This is a genomic window from Mesosutterella porci (assembly GCF_022134585.1).
In the GTDB taxonomy this organism is placed as follows: Bacteria; Pseudomonadota; Gammaproteobacteria; order Burkholderiales; family Burkholderiaceae_F; genus Mesosutterella; species Mesosutterella porci.
In genome coordinates this window covers 173,528-190,996 of record NZ_JAKNCT010000001.1, presented here as the reverse complement: position 1 = coordinate 190,996, position 17,469 = coordinate 173,528, and the positions used below count along the sequence as shown (strand labels likewise).

Genomic DNA, 17,469 nt, shown 5'->3' with positions numbered 1-17,469 from the left:
AGAATGAGAAATCGGATCTACCTCGCCATCGCTCTGCTCACTTTCAGTTTTTCCATCATCCGCATGGGTTCGAGCCTTGATGCCCTTGCGCACGGCTACGGAAGCCTTGCCGTGGGCGTCCTGATCAGTCTGCTCGCCGCCTTCCCGGCGCTGCTGTCGCTCTCCTGGGGACGCTGGATCGACCGGGAGGGCGAGCGGAAGCCCGTGCTCGTGGCCGGGATTTTCACGCTGCTGGGACTTGTCATCCCTGCGGCGCTTCCGACCGGCAGCTTCGGCCTCGTGCCGCTCGGGCTTGGCTGCTGCTTTGCAGGCATCGGGCTCATGTCGGCTTCGCTCTCGTCGCAGAGGATGATTGGAGCCCTCTCTTCCCCTGAGACGCGGCTTGCCAACTTCGCGTGGCTCGCAACCGCCACCGCCGCCGCGGGCTTTGCCGGCCCGATTGCTGCGGGCTTTGTGATCGACCGCGCGGGCCACCAGGCGGCCTTCGCTCTCGGCGCGGCCGTGGCGCTGCTCGGGCTTGCCGCCACGATCGACCTCTCGCGTCGTCTTCCCCGCGCGCCCGGGAGCAAAGCGAACAAAAAGAAGACAGGGGCGTTCGACCTCTTTCGCCATCCTCCCGTGCGTAACGTTCTCATCATTTCCGCGATGGTGACGATCGCCTGGGACCTGCAGACCTTCGTCTTTCCGGTCTACGGGAACGCCGTCGGGCTCACCGCAACCGAAATCGGCTGGCTCGTGGGAACGTTCTACGCCGCAACCTTTTTCGTGCGCCTTGTGATGCCGTTTGTCTCCGGGCGCGTAAGCGAGTGGCAGTTCATGGTCTTCGTGATGCTGATGGGGGCGGCCGCCTACTTCCTGTTTCCCTTCTTCACCTCGATGCCGCCGCTGCTTGCTTGCGCCTTCGTGCTGGGCACCGGGCTCGGGGCGAGCCAGCCCAACGTGATGAGCCTCCTGCAGACGCAGAGCCCCACGGGACGCACGGGCGAGGCGATCGGGCTGCGCTCGATGCTCACCCAGGCCGGGCATGCAGCGCTGCCACTCGCCTTCGGGGCGCTCGCCTCCGTGGCCGGTGTTTTCTGGATCTTCATGGCGATGGCGGGGTCGCTTGGGGCGGCCGCGCTCTTTGCGCAGACGATAGGCCGCTCGCAGGCCCTGGAGGAGCCAAAGCCCCTTGCGAAGAAATAAGCGGGCATGAAAAAGCCCCGGGGTTTAGGGATAGCAGACCAAAATGGCGCTTTCAGCCCGGGGCTTTTATTGCCGGAAGAGCGGCTCGCGATGCTTTCACCATCCGCGCCTTTTCTCCGGCCTCGAAGTAAGTATCTCATGGCGGGCTTTTTTCCGCCATATAGAAAATCTCTATTGTTTCCGCCGGGTTGACTGTGACATAATTAAAAACTGTGCGCCGCCGGGGCGAGGGCCGTTCCCTTTTCCGGCGGCGTGCTCTTTCCGGCCTTGCGCGCTCAGGTCAGTCCGGATCCCTCGCCTTGAAGTCCAGCGAAAACCAGTTGAACTCCGCTTCCCTCGGGCCCGCAGGCTTCACCCCCAGGCGCCTCGGATCCCCGCCTTCCTTCTCCGCGAGCCAGGCCTTGCGGCACTTGAGCATGTAGTCCGCGTCGAACAGCCACTCGCCGCGCCGGTTGATGCCGACCGGTCGGCAGAAGGCGTACCGGTGCAGCTTCTCAATTTCGGGCCGGGGCAGGTCCAGCAGGTTTTCCAGCCCGCTGGCCGGCACGAGGTCCCCGTTCCAAAGCAGCACCTTGAGCGCCTCGACCGGGTAGAAGCGCCGCTCGATCCAGGAGCCGTTGTAGTCAAGGTATTTTTCATAGCGCACGGGCACGGGCGCGTTTTCATCCTCGAGCCGGTCGGGTAGCGACTGCAGATCCACCCCTTCGTAGTCCGCGTAATACTCCATGAATTCGTCAAGCGTTGCAATGTCCCAGTTGTAGGGAAGTGCCATGTCTTCTTACTCCCAATATTGAAATGAGGGCGTCCGGGCGGCGCAGGGCACGGACGGCGCAAAACAGCGGTAACTTTTCGTGAGCGCGGCGGGATCCTGCCGGCGGAAGCCGGGGCCGCATCGTCCCTTTCCTCTTCACTGCGCCTGCAGCAGTGCGCCGGGTCTTCCGGGGAATCTTGCTTGTTGTCCGGCGGCCTGAATTTCAGCCTAAGTATGCACGAACGGGCGTTTTTTCACAAGGCGCAGGCCCCTTCCTCCGCCCGTGGACCGCGAGATTTCTTGGCTTTCCTGTTTGCTTTATCTTTAGAATGAGGATAGCCTCCTACAGGATTGGCACAGTTTCTCTCCGGGAGTTTTTCATGCCCTCCTTGCGCTTCATCACCGGTTTTTTCGAGCGGTACACCTATCACAGGCTGCTCAACTACAGATTGTCCGCGCAGTTTGTAAAGGATGAGCTCAGGCGAAGCGGCGAGGGGAAAGCCCCGGAGGAGTCCGAGCTCAGAGCCGCGCACGTGCTGCTGAGGGCTTCGGTGCGCCTCACCCGCGGGATTGAGCGCTCCTACAGCCTGCAGCCGCGAGCCGAGAGCCTCCTGATCCAGGAGACCATTGCGCTTACCGGCGCTTTCATCCCGGTCTCCGGTGTGAGCGGTGTGCCGCTTAAGGCGGCGCTCTCGGCGACGATCTGTGCGGAAAACTGGGCTTCCTCCGATCTTTCAGGTGAAGAGAAGGCCAGTCCAAGGGCGACTTCCGAGTACCGGCAGCTGCTGCTCGCAGGGCAGGAAAAGAAAGCTTTCGCGCGCTTTGTTTCCCGCGCGAAAACTGCCTTCGCCGGTACAAGCCTCACGGAGGCTGAGCGCGAGAGCCTGATCGACGCAGCCCTTTGCGACGCGAAGGCACTCGAGCGGATCGCGCGCTGCGCAGTCGCGGCGCTCGAAAAGAAAAATCCCTGAGCCTGAGGGGAAAGACCCCTCCTCCCATTCTTTGGACTAAGCCGGGCTCCGCACGGATCGCGCGGTTTCTCACATCTCGTCATCTATATGGCGGCCAGAAGATTCTTTCTGGCTCCGAGAAAGATGCCTGCCGGCTTAAAGCCTGAGCGGCCCCAGCCTTCAGCTGCTGCGCTTTTCCCATGCGGACTGACGATGCGGGGCCAGAAAATGAGAGCAGAGTCAGAGCAAATGCCAGGAAGGCTTTTCATCATCAATTCGCGAGAATCAAGCCTCTGTCAAGAGCTTTGCGCATAACTTTGCGTGGTTTGAAGTTTAGATTAGGGGAAATGCTTCGAGAATGCAGTTTTTTTGCGCTAGGAGAATGCGTCGGGAGAAAGTGCCGCAGCCACCACAAAAGGCCTCTACTTGAGAGGCGAGCGGCCGCGGCCTTCAGGCGGCGGGAACTCATCGTTTAAGAAAGATGCGGCGTATCCTGCATATTTCGGGCAACAGCTGCGGCCGCTGGAGTGCCTGCCGGCATCAGGGAGGCTGCGCTAACAGGGAGAGAAGCAACTTGGACGCTGTGGACTTTGATGAACCCTTATTCCTCCGCTCGGACCTTACGTCCGGGTGGGGGAAGGGAGGCGGAACTGCGGAGCATTACTGGGTCGACGGAGTTCTGGTGGGCTCTGTGGCCCAGGATAAGTCATCCAGCAGCTGGGGGGATGATGTCCATGCCCCGCGCGGAGAATAACGAAGACGATCTCTTGAGATTTAAAACGCGGAAGGAAGCGAAGCAATGAGTAATGGCGATTTTTATGGCGTGGGTTTCGATGAGCGGCACCGGGGGCGAACAGTCTGCCTCTCGATGTGATCCTGACGGTGAAGATCGATTTGAGAAAGCTCGGCTTGCTGAGCAGCTGGACCGCATAGAGTCCAAGTTGGTTGAGACCCTCTGCCGGGTGAAGAGCATTAAGACGAGGCAGAGCAAGCTCATGGAGCTTCAGGGCCTGGAGCCCATGCATCTTGCTTCGAGCTACAGCAGAAGCCGCAGCAGCGACATCATAGAGGGATGAGGACAGTGATGAAATTCCGGGCCTGCCGCCGTCCGAGTGCGCAGGCTGCCGCGGCAGGCGGCGGAAAGGAGCGTTTCAATGAAAATCGGATTCAGAAAGCCCTCGCTTAAGGCGAGCATCAGCGCGCGGACAACGGGGCGGCTGAAAAGGTCTGTCAAGCGGGCTCTGATTCCCGGGTACGGGAAACGGGGCATGGGTCTCCTGCACCCGAAGAAGGCCCTGTACAACCGGGTCTACAGCCGCACAACCTTCGGGCTACTCGACCTCATCAAGGCGCTTTTCAAGTAAAGCCCGGGCGCCTGCGGCGGAAAAGCCCGCCCGCCAGGACCGCCCGGGCGCTGCCTTAAAGCGAGACGAGGAAGTTGCGGATCATTGCGATCCTCTGCTCGATCGTGTTCACGAGCAGGTACTCGTTCTTCGAATGCGCGCCGCCGCCTGCGGGGCCGCAGCCGTCCACGGCGGGGATGCCGGCCCGCGCCATGTAGCTCGCGTCCGAGCCGCCGCCCGCGTCGGCCCACAGCGGCTCAAATCCCGCTTTGCGGGCAGCCTCGGAGATCTTCTCAACGATAGGACGGCTTAGCTCCGAGTAAGGCATCGCGGGCCTGCTGTGGTCGGTGCGGAGGGTGACGCCGATGTTCTCGCCCCAGCTCTTCGCGGCGAGCGCGCGCATCGCGCGGTCGAGCGCCGCGCCCTGCTCGTCGGTCTTAAAGCGGGTGTCGAAATAGACCTCCGCCGTGTCCGAAATCGAATTCTGAATCGTGCCGCCCTTCACGAGCGTTGCGCACACCGACACCCCAGCGGGCATGTCGTTGAGCTTTACCGCCTCGAGCGTGAAGCGCATCATGGCGAGGTTCGCGTCGCGCCCCTTCTCGGGGTTGTTGCCCGCGTGCGCGGCCCGGCCCGTGAAGTTCACTATGTAGCCTTCGATACCTTTTCTCGAGCGGATGAGCGCGTTGTTCGGGCGCCCCGGCTCGCCGACGAGCGCGCAGGAGGATTTCTTCGCAAGCTCAGAGAGCCACTCGTGGGAGTTCTTCGAGCCCGTCTCCTCGTCGGGGTTGCAGGCGACCGCGATGGAGAGCCGGTCCAGCGTCTCCCGCGGCAGGGTCTTCAGCGCGTAGTAAAAGGCCATGACGCCGCCCTTGCAGTCCATGCAGCCCGGACCCGTGATCCGGTCGCCCTCGAGTCTGAAGGGGCGCTCGGCCGCGGTCCCGTCCGGGAAGACCGTATCGAGGTGGGCGTTGAGAAGGACGTCGTAGTGCGCGGCCCCGGGCTTGTTCACGGCGAGCATCCCGCGCCCGACCTCATCGCCCAGGTCGACGAGCTCAGCCTTGAAGCCGATCGACTCGTAGTGGCGCTGCATGATGCCGGCGGCGCGGGTGACGCCCGCGGCGTTTCCGGTGCCGCTGTCAAAATTCACGATTTCCTTCAGGTCTCGGATGTAGTCTTCGAGCAGTGACATGGTGCCTCCCCCTCCAAAAAAAGGATTTGAATGACTGAGGAGGAGCATACACGTCCGCGCCAATTCCGGGAAAGGAGCCCGGTCGCGAGCGCCGCGCCCGGAGCCGCCCGGCTTGAAAGAATCCTTCTCCTCTGAAGAGCCTTCATTTTTCTCTGGTGGTTCAGGCCGACCTATGGCATATTATGAGTATTAAAAATACATCTTTAAGCTCCTCCCTCAGAAATGAAAGCCAATATCAGAACCAACGGGATGCCCCGCGTCGTCATCGCGGGCATGGGCCTTGGCGGCCTGAGGCTCGCCATGGAGCTGCGCGGCCGCGGCTTCCAGGTCGTGGCGGTCGACAGGAACAATTACAGCCAGTTTCCGCCTCTCATCTACCAGGTAGCTTCGGCCGGCCTTGAGCCGAGCAGCATCTCCTTTCCGCTGCGCCGCCTCTTCCAGGGCTGCCGGGACTGCCTCTTCCGGATGGCGGAGGTCCGCGGGGTTGACCCCGGCGACAAAGTGCTCCTCACCTCAGTGGGCCCGATCGGCTACGACTATCTGGTGCTTGCGATGGGCGGCGAAACGAATTTCTTCGGCCAGGCCGGCATCGAGCGGGAGGCCCTGCCGATGAAGACCGTGGAGGACGCGATGGTGCTGCGCAACCGCATCCTTCTCGCTCTCGAGCGCGCGCAGACCGAGGAGGACCCACAGAAGCGGGAGAGATATCTGAACTTCGTCATCGTGGGCGGCGGCCCCTCGGGGGTGGAGATCGCCGGGGCGCTCGCCGAAATGAAGAAGGACGTCGTGCCGAGGGACTATCCGGACCTTGCCGGACGGATGCACATCCACCTGCTCAATTCGGGCTCGAGGCTGCTCAAGTCGATGGATCCCCTCTCTTCGGCCAGGGCCGAGAAGGACCTCCTGAAGATGGGCGTGCACGTGCACAACGGCTGGCGGGTGACGGACTGCAGAAACGGCGTGGTAAGCGCGGGCGGCGGGACCCTGGAGTCGGCTACCGTGATCTGGGTGAGCGGCATCCGGGCGGCTCCGGTCGGAGGGCTGCCCCTCGAGGCCCTCGGGCGCGGCGGACGCATCATCACCGACCGCTTCTGCCGGGTGAGGAGGATGGAGAACGTCTTTGCGATCGGTGACCAGAGCCAGGTGCAGGGCGACCCCGAATGGAAGGAGGGGCACCCGCAGCTCGCGCAGGCGGCCCTGCAGCAGGCCTCGCTTCTTGCGCGCAACCTCGTGCGGAAGGAAAAGGGCGAGCCCATGCAGCCCTTCGTCTACCGAAATCTCGGCACGATGGCCACGATCGGGCGCAAGCGCGCCGTGGCTGAAATCGGAAGGATGAAGTTCGGGGGGCTGCCGGCCTGGTCGCTGTGGCTTGTCGTGCACCTGCGCCCGATTCTCGGCGTGAAGAACAAGTTCTTCGTGCTCCTGAACTGGATCTGGAACTACTTCACCTACGCCCAGAGCCTGAGGCTGATTCTGCGGCCGAGGCAAAGGCCGCTCGAGGAGCCGGAGGAAAGAAAGCCGCGGGGCGCGGAAGCCGCCCCGGGCAGCGAGGCCTGAAAAAGAAGAGCAGAGCAGAAAGGCCCGGACTGAGGGCGGGAGCGGACTCGCTCCCGCCCGCTGAAAGACCCGGTCCTTCAGAACAGGAGGATGGTGAGGGCGAGCGCGACCGCGAGCCCTGCAAGGCACGGCAGCCAGGTGCGGCGCACGACGGTGAGGGGAGAGACCCCCGCGAAGCCCGCCACGATGATGATGACGCCGGCCACGGGCGAGAGCGGGCGCAGGAACTCGCTCGAGAGCTGCATCATCATCGCGAGCACCGCGGGGTCGCCCCCGAGGCTGCCGGCCACCTGCGGGGCGATCGGTACGAGTCCGGTGAAGGAGGCGACGCCCGAGCCCGTGAGCACGGTGACGATGCCGATCACGGCCGAGACGACGAGGCCCGTTCCGGTCATGCCGAAGCCCGCGCCGCGGGCCGCGTCGATCAGCAGCGACACGAGCCCCGCGTTCTTCAGCCCCGCGGCGAAGAGCGCGGCCACGAAGATGAGGCCCACGACGCTCTGCATCATGTGACCCATGCCCTTGAACATCGCGAAGCCGTCCTTGAAGCACTCGATAAGGTTGCGCCGGCAGGTGAGGTCGACCAGGATCGCGAACACCCATCCCATGAACATCGCTGTCGCGACATCCAGGACAACCGTCTTGTAGACCATTTTGTTGAAGATGAAGAGCATCACGATCGGGGCGATCGGCAACAGCGCGTAGAACCAGGGCTTGCCGGCCGCGCGGTCCGCCTTTTCGGCGACCGTCTTAGGGTCGATTTTCACGAGCAGGCCTCGGGCGGCGTCTCGGCTGTCGTACCAGGACTGCACGAGGACGTGGCAGACTGCGGTGACGAGGATCGCGGGCACCGCGACGGGCAGCTGGTAGTGGATCAGGTACGTCATGGGATCCACCCCGGCGGTGGTGGCCGAGAGCACCGCAATCGCCGAGGACGGGGCGTAGCTGATCACGAGCACCGAGCCGATCACCGCAGCCGCGGCCACTCCCGACACGCCGATGCCGATGAGCAGGGGATAGACCGAGACGGCGAGTAGCATCGCCATGCCTGCCGCGGAGGTGACGACGAGCCCGAGGAGGTTCCCCATCACGAAGACCGCACCTAGGATCAGAAAGGGGTTCGCATGACACTTCTGCAGCGGCCTCATGCACACGCTCACGAGCTTGTCGGTCGCTCCGATTTGGTCCATGTAGGCTGCGAAGCCGCCGGCCACGAGAATGATGAAGCCCGTGGTGGCCGCCTGGTTGCGCGAGAGCGCCGAAAGCAGTGCGAAGAGGTCGAAACCGATGAAGCCCGTGGAGCGGGCTCCCTTGGGCATCAGGTTGTCCAGGCCGCCCAGGATGGCGATAAGGTTGAGCGCGAGGCCCGCAAAGAGCAGCAGGATGTTCACCTGGAGCTTCTTTACGATCCCGACTCCTGTGAGCACCACCACAAGCAGCGCGAGGTAGGGCATGAGTTCGTGCATTGAGTCTCTCCTTTGTTTGAACCGCGGGGGAGGGGCGCTTTGCGGCCCCCTCCTGCTTAGGCACGGGAGAAATGATCGCGGCGGGCGGTTTTTCAAACAATGGCAAAAGACTTAAGAATGATTTGTTTCTTTTGCCAAAAGAGGAGGGAGGGCTTTCAGAGCAGGCCGCAGCCCCGCAGCGCCTCGTCGCGCAGGCGCAGCGTCGCGGTGATTTCCCGGCGGAATTCGTTGATGAAGCTCTTCACGCGCCTGAAGCGCAGGATTTCGGGGCGGGTGTAGATATAGAGGTCGAGCGGCTCGCCTCTCCAGTCCTTGAGGACCGGGACGAGGGAGCCCTTCATGATTTCCCTGTAGCAGTGAATGTCGGCCATGTCGGGCTGGATCCCCGCGCCGATCAGCACGGCGGCCTTCGCGGTCATGACGGTGTTGAAGGAGAGCTCGCGCCCGAAGCGCAGCGGCACCGTGCGGCCGCCGCGGTGCAGCTCGCGCAGCGTTCCGCGCAGGGGGCTGTTGAACCTCACGCCGATGTGGCGGGCGAGCTCTTCGGGGCTCGAGGGCGCGCCGTAGCGCGAGAGGTAGACCGGAGAGGCGCAGGCAATGGTGCGGCCCGTGCCGTAGCGGATCTGCACGAAGTTCGGGTGCGCGGGGTCGGGCCCGAAGGAAATGACGATGTCGAGCGCCCCGGAAGGCGAGGCGAAGCTCACGGGCAGCCCCTGGCTGTACTCGCTTGCCTCGAGGTGGATCTCCGGGTAGCGCCGGGCGAAGTCGACGAGAAAGGGCATCGCGAAGTCCTGCAGCACCGCCTGAGGGATGCCCACCCGGATCGTGCCGCTCATCTGCTCGGTGTCGGTCTGCAGGCCCCGCATCAGCTCGTCGTGCAGCGTGAGCATTTGCTCGGCGGTCTGCAGGGCGAGCCGGCCGCTTTCGGTGAGCGCGAGCGAGTGGCTGCTGCGGTCGAAAAGCGGCGTGCCTCCTACTGCCGATTCGAGCGAGGAGAGCACACGGCTGATCGCGGGCGGGTCCATGCCGAGCGCGGGCGAGGCAGGGGTGATCCCGCCCGCGCGGGCCACGGCCGTGAAGACGCGCCAGCTCTCGAGGTTCATGTCTCTGCGCATAGGGGGAGGCTCCTTGTCGTTGTACGGGTTTGATTTGTCGTTAATGATAATTTATTTTTGCTTCTATTGACCTTCAGCACAAAAGGAAAAGGCCGCATACTGGTACCGCGCTACCCCCTTCGGCGGGGCGGCTTGTTTAACGTATTCAGGAGGATTGACAATGGCGTTAGGTGTTCCTTCAACCGGCGAGGCTGGCAGGCTCTCCGATCTCGAGCCCTGGAGCGGCGAGCCGCCCCGGGACGAGTTTTTCTGGCTCTCGCAGATCAACAAGGCGACTTTCATCGTCAACACCCGGCTGGGGCTGCTTGACCGCTCGAAGGTGCCGGCCTGGTGCCGGGCCCTGAAGCGCGTGATCGCGCAGGCCGCACAGCCCGGTAGCCCGCGGCCCCGGATGTACGTGCGCTACGAGCCGCTGCTTGTGGCCGAGGCCGGGATCGAGGTGACGCTGATGCACGCGGGCCGCTCCTCCCAGGATATGCACGCGACCTTCCAGCGGGCGATGATCCGCGACGAGACGCTTGCGCTGATGAAGGCACTTAACCGCGTGCGCGGGGCGCTGCTGCGGCTCTGCGAGGAAAACCGCGCGACGATCGTCCCCTGCTACACGAACGGCGTGGCCGCTCAGCCCGACAGCCTCGCCCATGCCTGGCTCGGGCACCTTGAGGGCTTCAGACGGGATTTCGACAGCCTGCGGGAGTTCTGGGCACGGCTCAACCTCTCGCCCATGGGCACCACGGTGCTCAACGGCACGCCCTGGCCGCTGGACCGCCGGGCCATGGCTTCGTACCTGGGCTTTGACGGCATTGTGGACAACGCCTACGACGCGGGGCAGATTTCGGCGGTCGACGTACCGGTCGAGGCTGGGCTCAAGCTCGCCGGCCCGCTGCTTCACGTCACCCAGTTCATCCAGGACGTGATGACGCAGTACGCGCAGCCCCGCCCCTGGATTCTCGTGACGAGCACCTACGCCTCCTCGGCCATGCCGCAGAAAAGGAACCCGGGCAGCCTGATCGACGTCCGCCGCGACGCGAACGAGGTCCTCGGCCGCATCTCCTCCATCCTTTTCCGCGCGCACGATCTCGCGCCCGGCATGTACGACGTGAAGGACGAGCAGCTCAACCGCACGATCCTCGCCGACGCCGCGCGTGTGCTCGAGGCCTTCGCCGGGGTGCTGGGGATGCTGCGGGTGAACGCGAAGCGTGCGCTCGAGGAGCTCAATCTCGACTGGACCGCCTCGCAGAACATCGCCGACGTCATGATGCAGCGCTTCGGCATCCCCTTCAGAGAGGGCCACAGGTTTGCAAGCGAACTGGTCACCTACGCGAGGCAGAGGTCGCTCACGCCGTTCACGCTGAGCTACGCCGAAGCGAAGGCGGTCTACGAGGGCATGGTTGAAAAAGAGGGGTTTTCGGGCATTCCCAGGGAGTTTCCTTTCGACGAAAAGGGCTTCAGGGAGACGCTCGACCCCCGCGCGATCGTCGAGGGGCGGCGCACTGAGGGCGGCCCTCAGGCCCCGGAGCTCGAGCGGCTCTCGAAGGGAGCCCGGGAGCGCCTTCTGGCCGACGAGGCCTGGACGGACGGGGTCGAGTCGAAGCTTCAGGCGGCCGAAAACCGGCTGGAGAAAGACTTCACGGCGCTCTGCGCTTAAAAATACGTGGTCAGCCCGAAGAGTTAGTCTGAATATTGAAAGTTCAAATTTTTGCACAAACGCAAACGCCCGCAGTTCATCGAACATACGGGCGCAAGCGCAAAAAGGGAAACCGGTAAGATTAGAAGCACCGACCGCCAACCTAGACTAACCCTTAAAGTTTAGACACTCTGTTTTTGAGTTGAATCTTATCCCAAAGCGCCCGCCATCCGTCGGGCGCTTTCATATTCTGCAGAGTATTCAGCAGGGGTTTTCCAGCCTGTGCGCTTGCTGATGCGCTCCTGGTTGTACCAACGGATCATGTCCGGCAAGGCGTCGATCAGTTCCTGAGCGGTTTTGAATTTCCGCTCCTGCCCGTAGAACAGCTCCACTTTGAGCCTCCCGAAGAAAATCTCGATGATTGCCTTGTCAAGGCAGTTACCCTTGCGGCTCATGCTTTGCCGCATTCCCGTCCGGGCCAGGGCACAGCGGTAAGTGCTGTGCTGGTACTGCCATCCCATGTCGCTGTGCAGCATCGATCCTGCCAGGCTGACGCCGCGCGCATCCATGTTTCGCTTGAAGTCATCGAGCATGGCTTTGATCAGGGACAGGCCCTGGCTGGTGCCGCAGGAAAGCCCGACAATCTCGCGGCTGTACAAGTCCATGATGGGCGAGAGGTACACCCACTGGCCATTGACGCTGAACATCGAGAAGTCGGTGACGAAGCTCCTGTAGGGAGTCGGCGGGTTGAAATCCCGCTTGAGCTCATTGGGAATGCGTAAGTGCGCATCGCCCTTGCAGGAGCTGTACTTGCGCCGGGCAGTCCTGCCGGCGATGCCCATCTCCTTCATCAGCCTGTACACGGTCTTGCGGCCCAGGGAGAGGTCAGTCCCGGCCTTGAGGACATGGGTCAGGCGGTCATACCCGTAGCAGCTCCTGTGGCATTTCCAGGTCTCCAGGATGCCCTGTTTGGCGGTGGCGTACTTGTCCGGGCCAGCGGCAAGCTTCTTCTGGTAGTAAAACGTCTTGACGCTGAAGCCGGCCAGCCTGCACAGCAGGGCCAGCGGATAGTTTCGCCTTAGTTCATCGATCGCTTTCACAATCAGCGCCCGCCGCTGCTTTTGAGTGAGTCGTGGACTAAGGCCTCGAATTTTTTTAACAGGTCAACCCTGCATTCGCGCTCCTCCTTAAATGCCTTGAGCAGGCCTGCCTGCTTCCTGCACAGTTCCTCGAGCTCCTGCCTGGTGGCTCCGGGCTTTATCTCCGGCAGCTTTTTGTCAAGCGGGTCAGGAGCCCGGGACCTGGGATTCTTTGGCCGACGGCCGCGCCGCTCCGGCAGGGGCTTTCCGCTTCTTGCTTTCTTCAAGACGACACTGAGGCTGCCTGTGTTCTTGAAGCCATATTTGATGCAGGCTTGCAACAGCGATAATCCGTTGTCCAGGTCGGAAAAGATGCTCTGAAGCAGCTCCTCAGTGATTTCAGGCGACTTGTAAGCGGGATCGTAGAGCTCGCGGCAGCCGGCCTTCTCAAATGCCACCCAGGAATCCACCTGCGTTGCGGCAATGCCGAAGTGGCGGGCGGCGCGGAGCCGCTGCGCCTACTCGATCCTCACCTTTTCATATAGCGGATTGCGGGCGAGCTCGCCGTCTTTCCGAAACACGGAGCCGGCCTCCTTGTCACCCTGAAGCCAGTAGAGGAACCAGGCGGTCACGTAGCCGTCGGCCTTGTAGAGCATCTCCCCGTGGTCGCTCTCCCTGCGGATGGCCATGACCCTGAAGGGGCTTCGGGTGGAAAGCTCGAAAAGGCGCTGCAGCTCCTGGGGCGGGATGATGATCCGGCTGCCGAAGAATCCGGTGCTCGCGAGGTAGAAGACCGGGACCTGCACTTTCTCGGGGGCATAGGTCCATTTGAGGTTTCTGGCCAGGGGCAGCCCGGTGGGCGATTCGATCGCGGCCGCCTTGTAAAGCTGGCGGCCGGGCTGGACCGTCACGGCGTTGATGGCGCCCACGCCTTCCTGGGAGTGCCCGAAGGCTCCGATCGCCTTCCGGTCGACGCGGCGGTAAAAGACGCTGCCCTTTCTCTCGTTTTCCGCGAGCAGCCAGTCGAGGGCCTTCTGCGCGGACAAGCCCTCCCAGGAGCTCTCGTCCTCGCTGCCGAGGACCATGAAGCCCCAGGAGGCGAAATGCCTCATCATGGGCGCAGCGCTCGAAGCGCGCATGCCGGTCCCGTTGCAGAGGACGAGAACCGAGCGGGCCTTCTCCTTATCAGCGGGGCCGGCCGGATACAAGACGATGTGTTTTCTCCATTTTTCAGGGACCGGATGTTCAAGGCTTGCCGTGGAGAAGGCCCGGGCCGGAGGTATTTCTGCTCCAGGGGCGCCTGCGTCTTCACGGCGGTCTCATACCGGTCGGGAACCGCGGAGCCCAGGGCAGCCCCGGGGGCGGGGAAGAAGGCGAGCAGGCAGCAACGCTCCAGCACCCCCGGCGCAAGCCCCCCTGGCCCGGGCAAAATAAAGAACGAGCGGGGTAGCCGTCCTCCCGATGGATTCTGTTCTTTAAACGCATAAAAAACTCCCCACCGAGGCCCCCTCGAGGCGTGCGGCAGGGAAGCGCCGCGCTTTTTGTGGAAGCAGTGAACCGGGAGCGCGGAAAGCCCGTCGGGGCGAAGCGCTCCCGGGTGCTTTCAAGCCCAGGAAAGCTCAGTGGCAGCCGCAGCTGCACGCGTGAACGGCGTCTTCCCGGTTCTCAAGCTGTCCGGCAAGATAGGCGCTCACGGCGTCGTCGGCCCGGCCCGAGGCTCCGGCCACGAGTTTCGCGCCCGCGGCCTCGACCGCGGCCAAGGCTCCGGTGCCAATTCCGCCACAGAGCACCACGTCGGGTTTCATAGCCGCGAGGTCCGTGGACTTCGCGGTGTGGCCCGTGCCCTGAGAGGCAACAAGTTCCGAGGCCTTCACGGCTCCGTTTTCAACCTCGTAGACCTTAAAGGCCGGGGCGCGGCCGAAATGCTGGAAAATCTCTTCGCCTTCGACAGGAACGGCAATCTTCATGACAAGACTCCTTTTCTAAGCAGGTGATTTCGATAGGGGGATTCTATTCCCGAGACCGCGCCGGCCGGAGCTTTCCTTCGGGCTCGCTTTCCCATAGAAGCGGCTGTTCCGAAGTCACAGGACTGTTACCGGGCGGGTCCCGTCCGCGCTCAAGGGCGGCCTCCGGGCCCGATGGAAAAGGGGCGCTCCGGAAGTATCCGGCGCGCCCCTTTGGGATCTGAGCGGGCGCTCTCATGCGCGCCGGCGCAGGTTCCTTTGCCTTACTTCTTCAGCTGTGAGGTGCGGCTGTAGATGTAGGCCTGCTGGCCAGCGATGTGGCCGAAGGTCACAATGTCGGCCTGGGCGTTGCCGCCGAGACGGTTGCCGCCGTGCACGCCACCGGTCACTTCGCCCGCGGCGAAGAGGCCCGGAATCACATGTCCGTTGGTGTCATAGACCTGGGTTTTCGGGTCGATCTTCACGCCGCCCATCGTGTGGTGCACGGCCGGGGTGATGGTGATCGCGTAGAACGGAGCCTTGTTGAGGGCACGCGGAAGGTTCTCGCGGCCGAACTGCTTGTCGCTCTTAGCGGCCACGGCGGCGCCGTAGTCCTTGAGCGTCGCTTTGAGGGCGGCGGCCGGAACCTTCATCTTGGCGGCGAGCTCATCGAGCGTGTTGGCACTGAGGCAGTACTTCTGCTTGATGTAGCCGTTGGTCGCCTTCAGGGACTTCTGCATGTCAGAGTCGAAGAAGAGCCAGGCGGTCTTGCCGGGCTGCTTGAGGATAGCGGCGGAGACCTTGTCGCGGGTCTCGAGCTCGTTGTAGAAGCGCTTGCCCTCGTTGTTGACGAGGATGGCGCCATTGCCGCGTACAGCCTCGGTGATCATCGTGCCGTCACCCGGAACCACGGTCGGGTGGGTCTGGATTTCGGTCATGTCGATCAGGGCGGCACCTGCCTTTTCTGCCATCTTCAGGCCGTCGCCGGTCGCACCGGGATGGTTCGTGGTGGAGAAGCCCTTGAGGCGGGGCACGTAGGAGGCGACCATCGCGTTGTTCGCGCCGAAGCCGCCGGCCGCGATCACCACGGCCTTCGCGTTGATTGTGTATTCTCCGTCCGGCCCCTTCACGGTGATGCCGGTCACTTTGCCGTTCACCTTGTTGATCGATTCGGCGCGGGTGTTCACGCGGATGTCGATCTTGCGGTTTTCAGCAGCGGTGTAGAGCGTGCGGATCACTTCGGGGCCCACCAGGGCGCCGCCAGTCGGGCGGTGCGTGCGGGGACGGGTCGCGCCGGCCATGAGGCCGACGTCATGGAAGTCGCCGCCCAGGGCGAGCAGCCAGTCGACGGAGTCCTTCGCGTGCTCGGCGAGCGTGCGCACGAGCTCCGGATTGTTTTTCCAGTGACCGCCCTTCATCGTATCGTAGAACATGATTTCAGGGGTGTCGTAGATGCCCTTGGCCTGCTGCAGGGGCGTCGCGGCAGCGTTCAGGCCGCCGGCGGCACGCGTCGTGTTGCCGCCCGGGAAGGCCATCTTCTCGACCACGATCACCTTGGCGCCGAGGTCGTGGGCCTCGACCGCGGAGGCGAGGCCTGCGCCGCCAGCGCCGACCACGACCACGTCGGTGTTCACATTCTGGGCCGCGTTTGCGGTGCCGAAAGCCGCAGCAACGGCTAAAGCAAGAACTATCTTTTTCATCATCTCTCCACTATTGGAGGCGGCCTCTTTGCAGCGAAAGAGCACGCCGGTTGAAATCTGCCTCTGTGCCCCTGCGGGTACAGTGCGCAAACTGAAACAGGTGTGATTATAGAGAAGAGTGCGGGCTTAAAAATACTGCTAAATAGGTATTCATAGAAATTTACATTTATAACCGCTCCATCAGGATGACCGTCATCTAACTATATAGAGATAAAAGAGAAAAAATGGATAAAAGCATGTTGCGTAAAAACAACACTTTCTTTGTTTGCAATTAATAAGTGGGTATGATCCAAATGTTTCCAGGGCTGTCCTTCTTAGCGGTGGTCCTGGTTGCGATCGACAAGTTTTACAGATCATCACGAAGGAGAAAAAATGAAAAAGTCTCTCGTTGCGGTCGTCCTTGCGGGCGCTTTCGCCGCTTCGGCCTACGCTGCCCCCTCGGTCACGCTCTACGGCCTGATTGACACGGGCGTGAACTACACTCACTATCGCGCCGACGACGGCACGGACTCCACCGATACCTTCTCGATGAAGGGCGGCCAGGCCGCGGGCTCCCGCTGGGGCCTGCGCGGTTCCGAGGACCTCGGCAACGGCGTGAAGGTGGGTTTCACGCTTGAGTCGGGCATGAACTCCGACGACGGCACGCAGACTATGAGCCGTCTCTTCGGCCGTGAAGCCTCCGTGAACGTCTCGGGCTCCTACGGCACGCTCTACGCCGGGCGCCTGGGCAAGGTGACGAGCACCGCGGGCTCCATCGCCATGGGCTCTGCGGTCACCCCGTTTGGCGTCCTCTACGGCGACGCGGGCGTTGAGTACTTCACCGGCACCGACTGGGGCCGCACCGACAACACGATCGCCTATCGCACCCCTGCGGTCGGCGGCCTGAGCCTCACGGCCGAGTACTCCTTCAAGACCGATCAGGTCTCCAACACAACCGGTGTTGAGAACAAGGCCTCTGCCGACCGCTACGCGGCCCTCGGCCTCAACTACAAGGCCGGCGCCTTCAACGGCGTGCTGCTCGCTGACTACACGATGTGGAAGAACAGCGGCGACACCGCCAACACTGACAACGGCTACAGCATACTGCTTGGCGGCAACTACAACTTCGGTTTCATGACCCTCTACGCACAGGCCAACTACTTCGACAACCAGGCGAACGTGCGCAAGGGCCTCGCCAACCTCACGCTGGGCGACCTGAAGCACACCGCCACGCTCGCCAATGAGGGTTACGAAGGCTGGGGCGTGTCGGTCGGAGCCAAGGTGCCCGCCTTCGGCGGCAACTTCCTCGCGCAGGTGGGCTACCGCGATGCCGAGGCTGTGAAGGGCGACGAAGAGTACAAGCGCTTTGGCGTGGGCCTGGCCTACACCTATCCGTTCTCGAAGCGCACCAATGTCTACGGTGCTGCGACCTACGCTCAGGAAAAGGACGATCTGAAGGATCAGACCCCGAGCGCGACCTCCGTCATGGTGGGCCTGGTGCACCGCTTCTAATGGGGGCGTAAAGCCTGCCGCGAGGCAGGGGAACGAAAGGAAATTCTTCCGGCCGTTCCCCGCCTGAGGG

The 17,469-nt window shown here is 62.9% G+C and carries 16 protein-coding genes; 7 read left to right on the top strand and 9 right to left on the bottom strand.

Features of this window, described 5'->3' with window-relative positions:
* The first annotated feature begins 3 nt into the window (after positions 1-3).
* Positions 4-1,185: an MFS transporter gene (locus MAF45_RS00900; protein ID WP_237977671.1), complete on the top strand. Its 1,182-nt coding sequence runs from the start codon at positions 4-6 to the stop codon at positions 1,183-1,185.
* Between the two features lie 280 nt (positions 1,186-1,465).
* Here the strand turns inward: MAF45_RS00900 and MAF45_RS00895 are convergent, their stop codons facing one another.
* A complete protein-coding gene (locus tag MAF45_RS00895) occupies positions 1,466-1,957 on the bottom strand; it encodes a hypothetical protein (RefSeq protein WP_237977670.1) in 492 nt (163 codons plus the stop codon).
* A gap of 359 nt (positions 1,958-2,316) precedes the next feature.
* On the opposite strand from MAF45_RS00895, the gene MAF45_RS00890 reads away from it, so the two are divergent.
* The 3 genes from MAF45_RS00890 (at position 2,317) to MAF45_RS00880 (ending at position 4,250) form a co-directional block, all read left to right on the top strand.
* Positions 2,317-2,907: a hypothetical protein gene (locus MAF45_RS00890; protein WP_237977669.1), complete on the top strand. Its 591-nt coding sequence runs from the start codon at positions 2,317-2,319 to the stop codon at positions 2,905-2,907.
* Positions 2,908-3,692: 785 nt separating this feature from the next.
* Positions 3,693-3,962, top strand: a complete 270-nt coding sequence (locus tag MAF45_RS00885; RefSeq protein ID WP_237977668.1) for a hypothetical protein — start codon at positions 3,693-3,695, stop codon at positions 3,960-3,962.
* 78 nt (positions 3,963-4,040) lie between these two features.
* A complete protein-coding gene (locus tag MAF45_RS00880) occupies positions 4,041-4,250 on the top strand; it encodes a hypothetical protein (RefSeq protein ID WP_237977667.1) in 210 nt (69 codons plus the stop codon).
* Between the two features lie 55 nt (positions 4,251-4,305).
* On the opposite strand, the gene MAF45_RS00875 is transcribed toward MAF45_RS00880, so the two are convergent.
* On the bottom strand, positions 4,306-5,421 hold the full coding sequence (locus tag MAF45_RS00875) for a M20 family metallopeptidase (protein WP_237977666.1): 1,116 nt from the start codon (positions 5,419-5,421) through the stop codon (positions 4,306-4,308).
* Positions 5,422-5,643: 222 nt separating this feature from the next.
* Between MAF45_RS00875 and MAF45_RS00870 the strand changes: the two genes are divergently transcribed.
* Positions 5,644-6,978 (top strand): NAD(P)/FAD-dependent oxidoreductase, encoded by a 1,335-nt coding sequence (locus tag MAF45_RS00870; protein WP_237977665.1) that lies wholly within the window; start codon positions 5,644-5,646, stop codon positions 6,976-6,978.
* A gap of 77 nt (positions 6,979-7,055) precedes the next feature.
* Here the strand turns inward: MAF45_RS00870 and dcuC are convergent, their stop codons facing one another.
* Together dcuC and MAF45_RS00860 are read right to left on the bottom strand one after the other, a co-directional pair.
* A complete protein-coding gene (gene dcuC, locus MAF45_RS00865) occupies positions 7,056-8,444 on the bottom strand; it encodes a C4-dicarboxylate transporter DcuC (protein WP_237977664.1) in 1,389 nt (462 codons plus the stop codon).
* 155 nt (positions 8,445-8,599) lie between these two features.
* Entirely contained in the window at positions 8,600-9,559 is a 960-nt protein-coding gene (locus MAF45_RS00860; RefSeq protein WP_237977663.1) for a LysR family transcriptional regulator, read from the bottom strand.
* Between the two features lie 160 nt (positions 9,560-9,719).
* Here MAF45_RS00860 and MAF45_RS00855 point away from each other — a divergent pair, with 160 nt between their 5' ends.
* Positions 9,720-11,207, top strand: a complete 1,488-nt coding sequence (locus MAF45_RS00855) for a lyase family protein (protein WP_237977662.1) — start codon at positions 9,720-9,722, stop codon at positions 11,205-11,207.
* A 188-nt stretch (positions 11,208-11,395) separates the two neighbouring features.
* On the opposite strand, the gene MAF45_RS00850 is transcribed toward MAF45_RS00855, so the two are convergent.
* The 5 genes from MAF45_RS00850 to MAF45_RS00830 all read right to left on the bottom strand — a co-directional run bounded on the left by MAF45_RS00850 (position 11,396) and on the right by MAF45_RS00830 (position 15,908).
* Complete coding sequence (locus MAF45_RS00850; protein ID WP_237977661.1) at positions 11,396-12,286, bottom strand: IS3 family transposase; 891 nt, start codon at positions 12,284-12,286, stop codon at positions 11,396-11,398.
* Between the two features lie 2 nt (positions 12,287-12,288).
* On the bottom strand, positions 12,289-12,723 hold the full coding sequence (locus MAF45_RS00845) for a hypothetical protein (protein ID WP_237977660.1): 435 nt from the start codon (positions 12,721-12,723) through the stop codon (positions 12,289-12,291).
* 60 nt (positions 12,724-12,783) lie between these two features.
* Entirely contained in the window at positions 12,784-13,473 is a 690-nt protein-coding gene (locus MAF45_RS00840; protein WP_237977659.1) for an alpha/beta hydrolase family protein, read from the bottom strand.
* A 411-nt stretch (positions 13,474-13,884) separates the two neighbouring features.
* On the bottom strand, positions 13,885-14,232 hold the full coding sequence (locus MAF45_RS00835) for a NifB/NifX family molybdenum-iron cluster-binding protein (protein ID WP_237977658.1): 348 nt from the start codon (positions 14,230-14,232) through the stop codon (positions 13,885-13,887).
* A gap of 260 nt (positions 14,233-14,492) precedes the next feature.
* Positions 14,493-15,908: a flavocytochrome c gene (locus MAF45_RS00830; protein WP_237977657.1), complete on the bottom strand. Its 1,416-nt coding sequence runs from the start codon at positions 15,906-15,908 to the stop codon at positions 14,493-14,495.
* A gap of 372 nt (positions 15,909-16,280) precedes the next feature.
* Here MAF45_RS00830 and MAF45_RS00825 point away from each other — a divergent pair, with 372 nt between their 5' ends.
* Positions 16,281-17,399: a porin gene (locus MAF45_RS00825; protein ID WP_237977656.1), complete on the top strand. Its 1,119-nt coding sequence runs from the start codon at positions 16,281-16,283 to the stop codon at positions 17,397-17,399.
* The last annotated feature ends 70 nt before the right edge of the window (positions 17,400-17,469 follow it).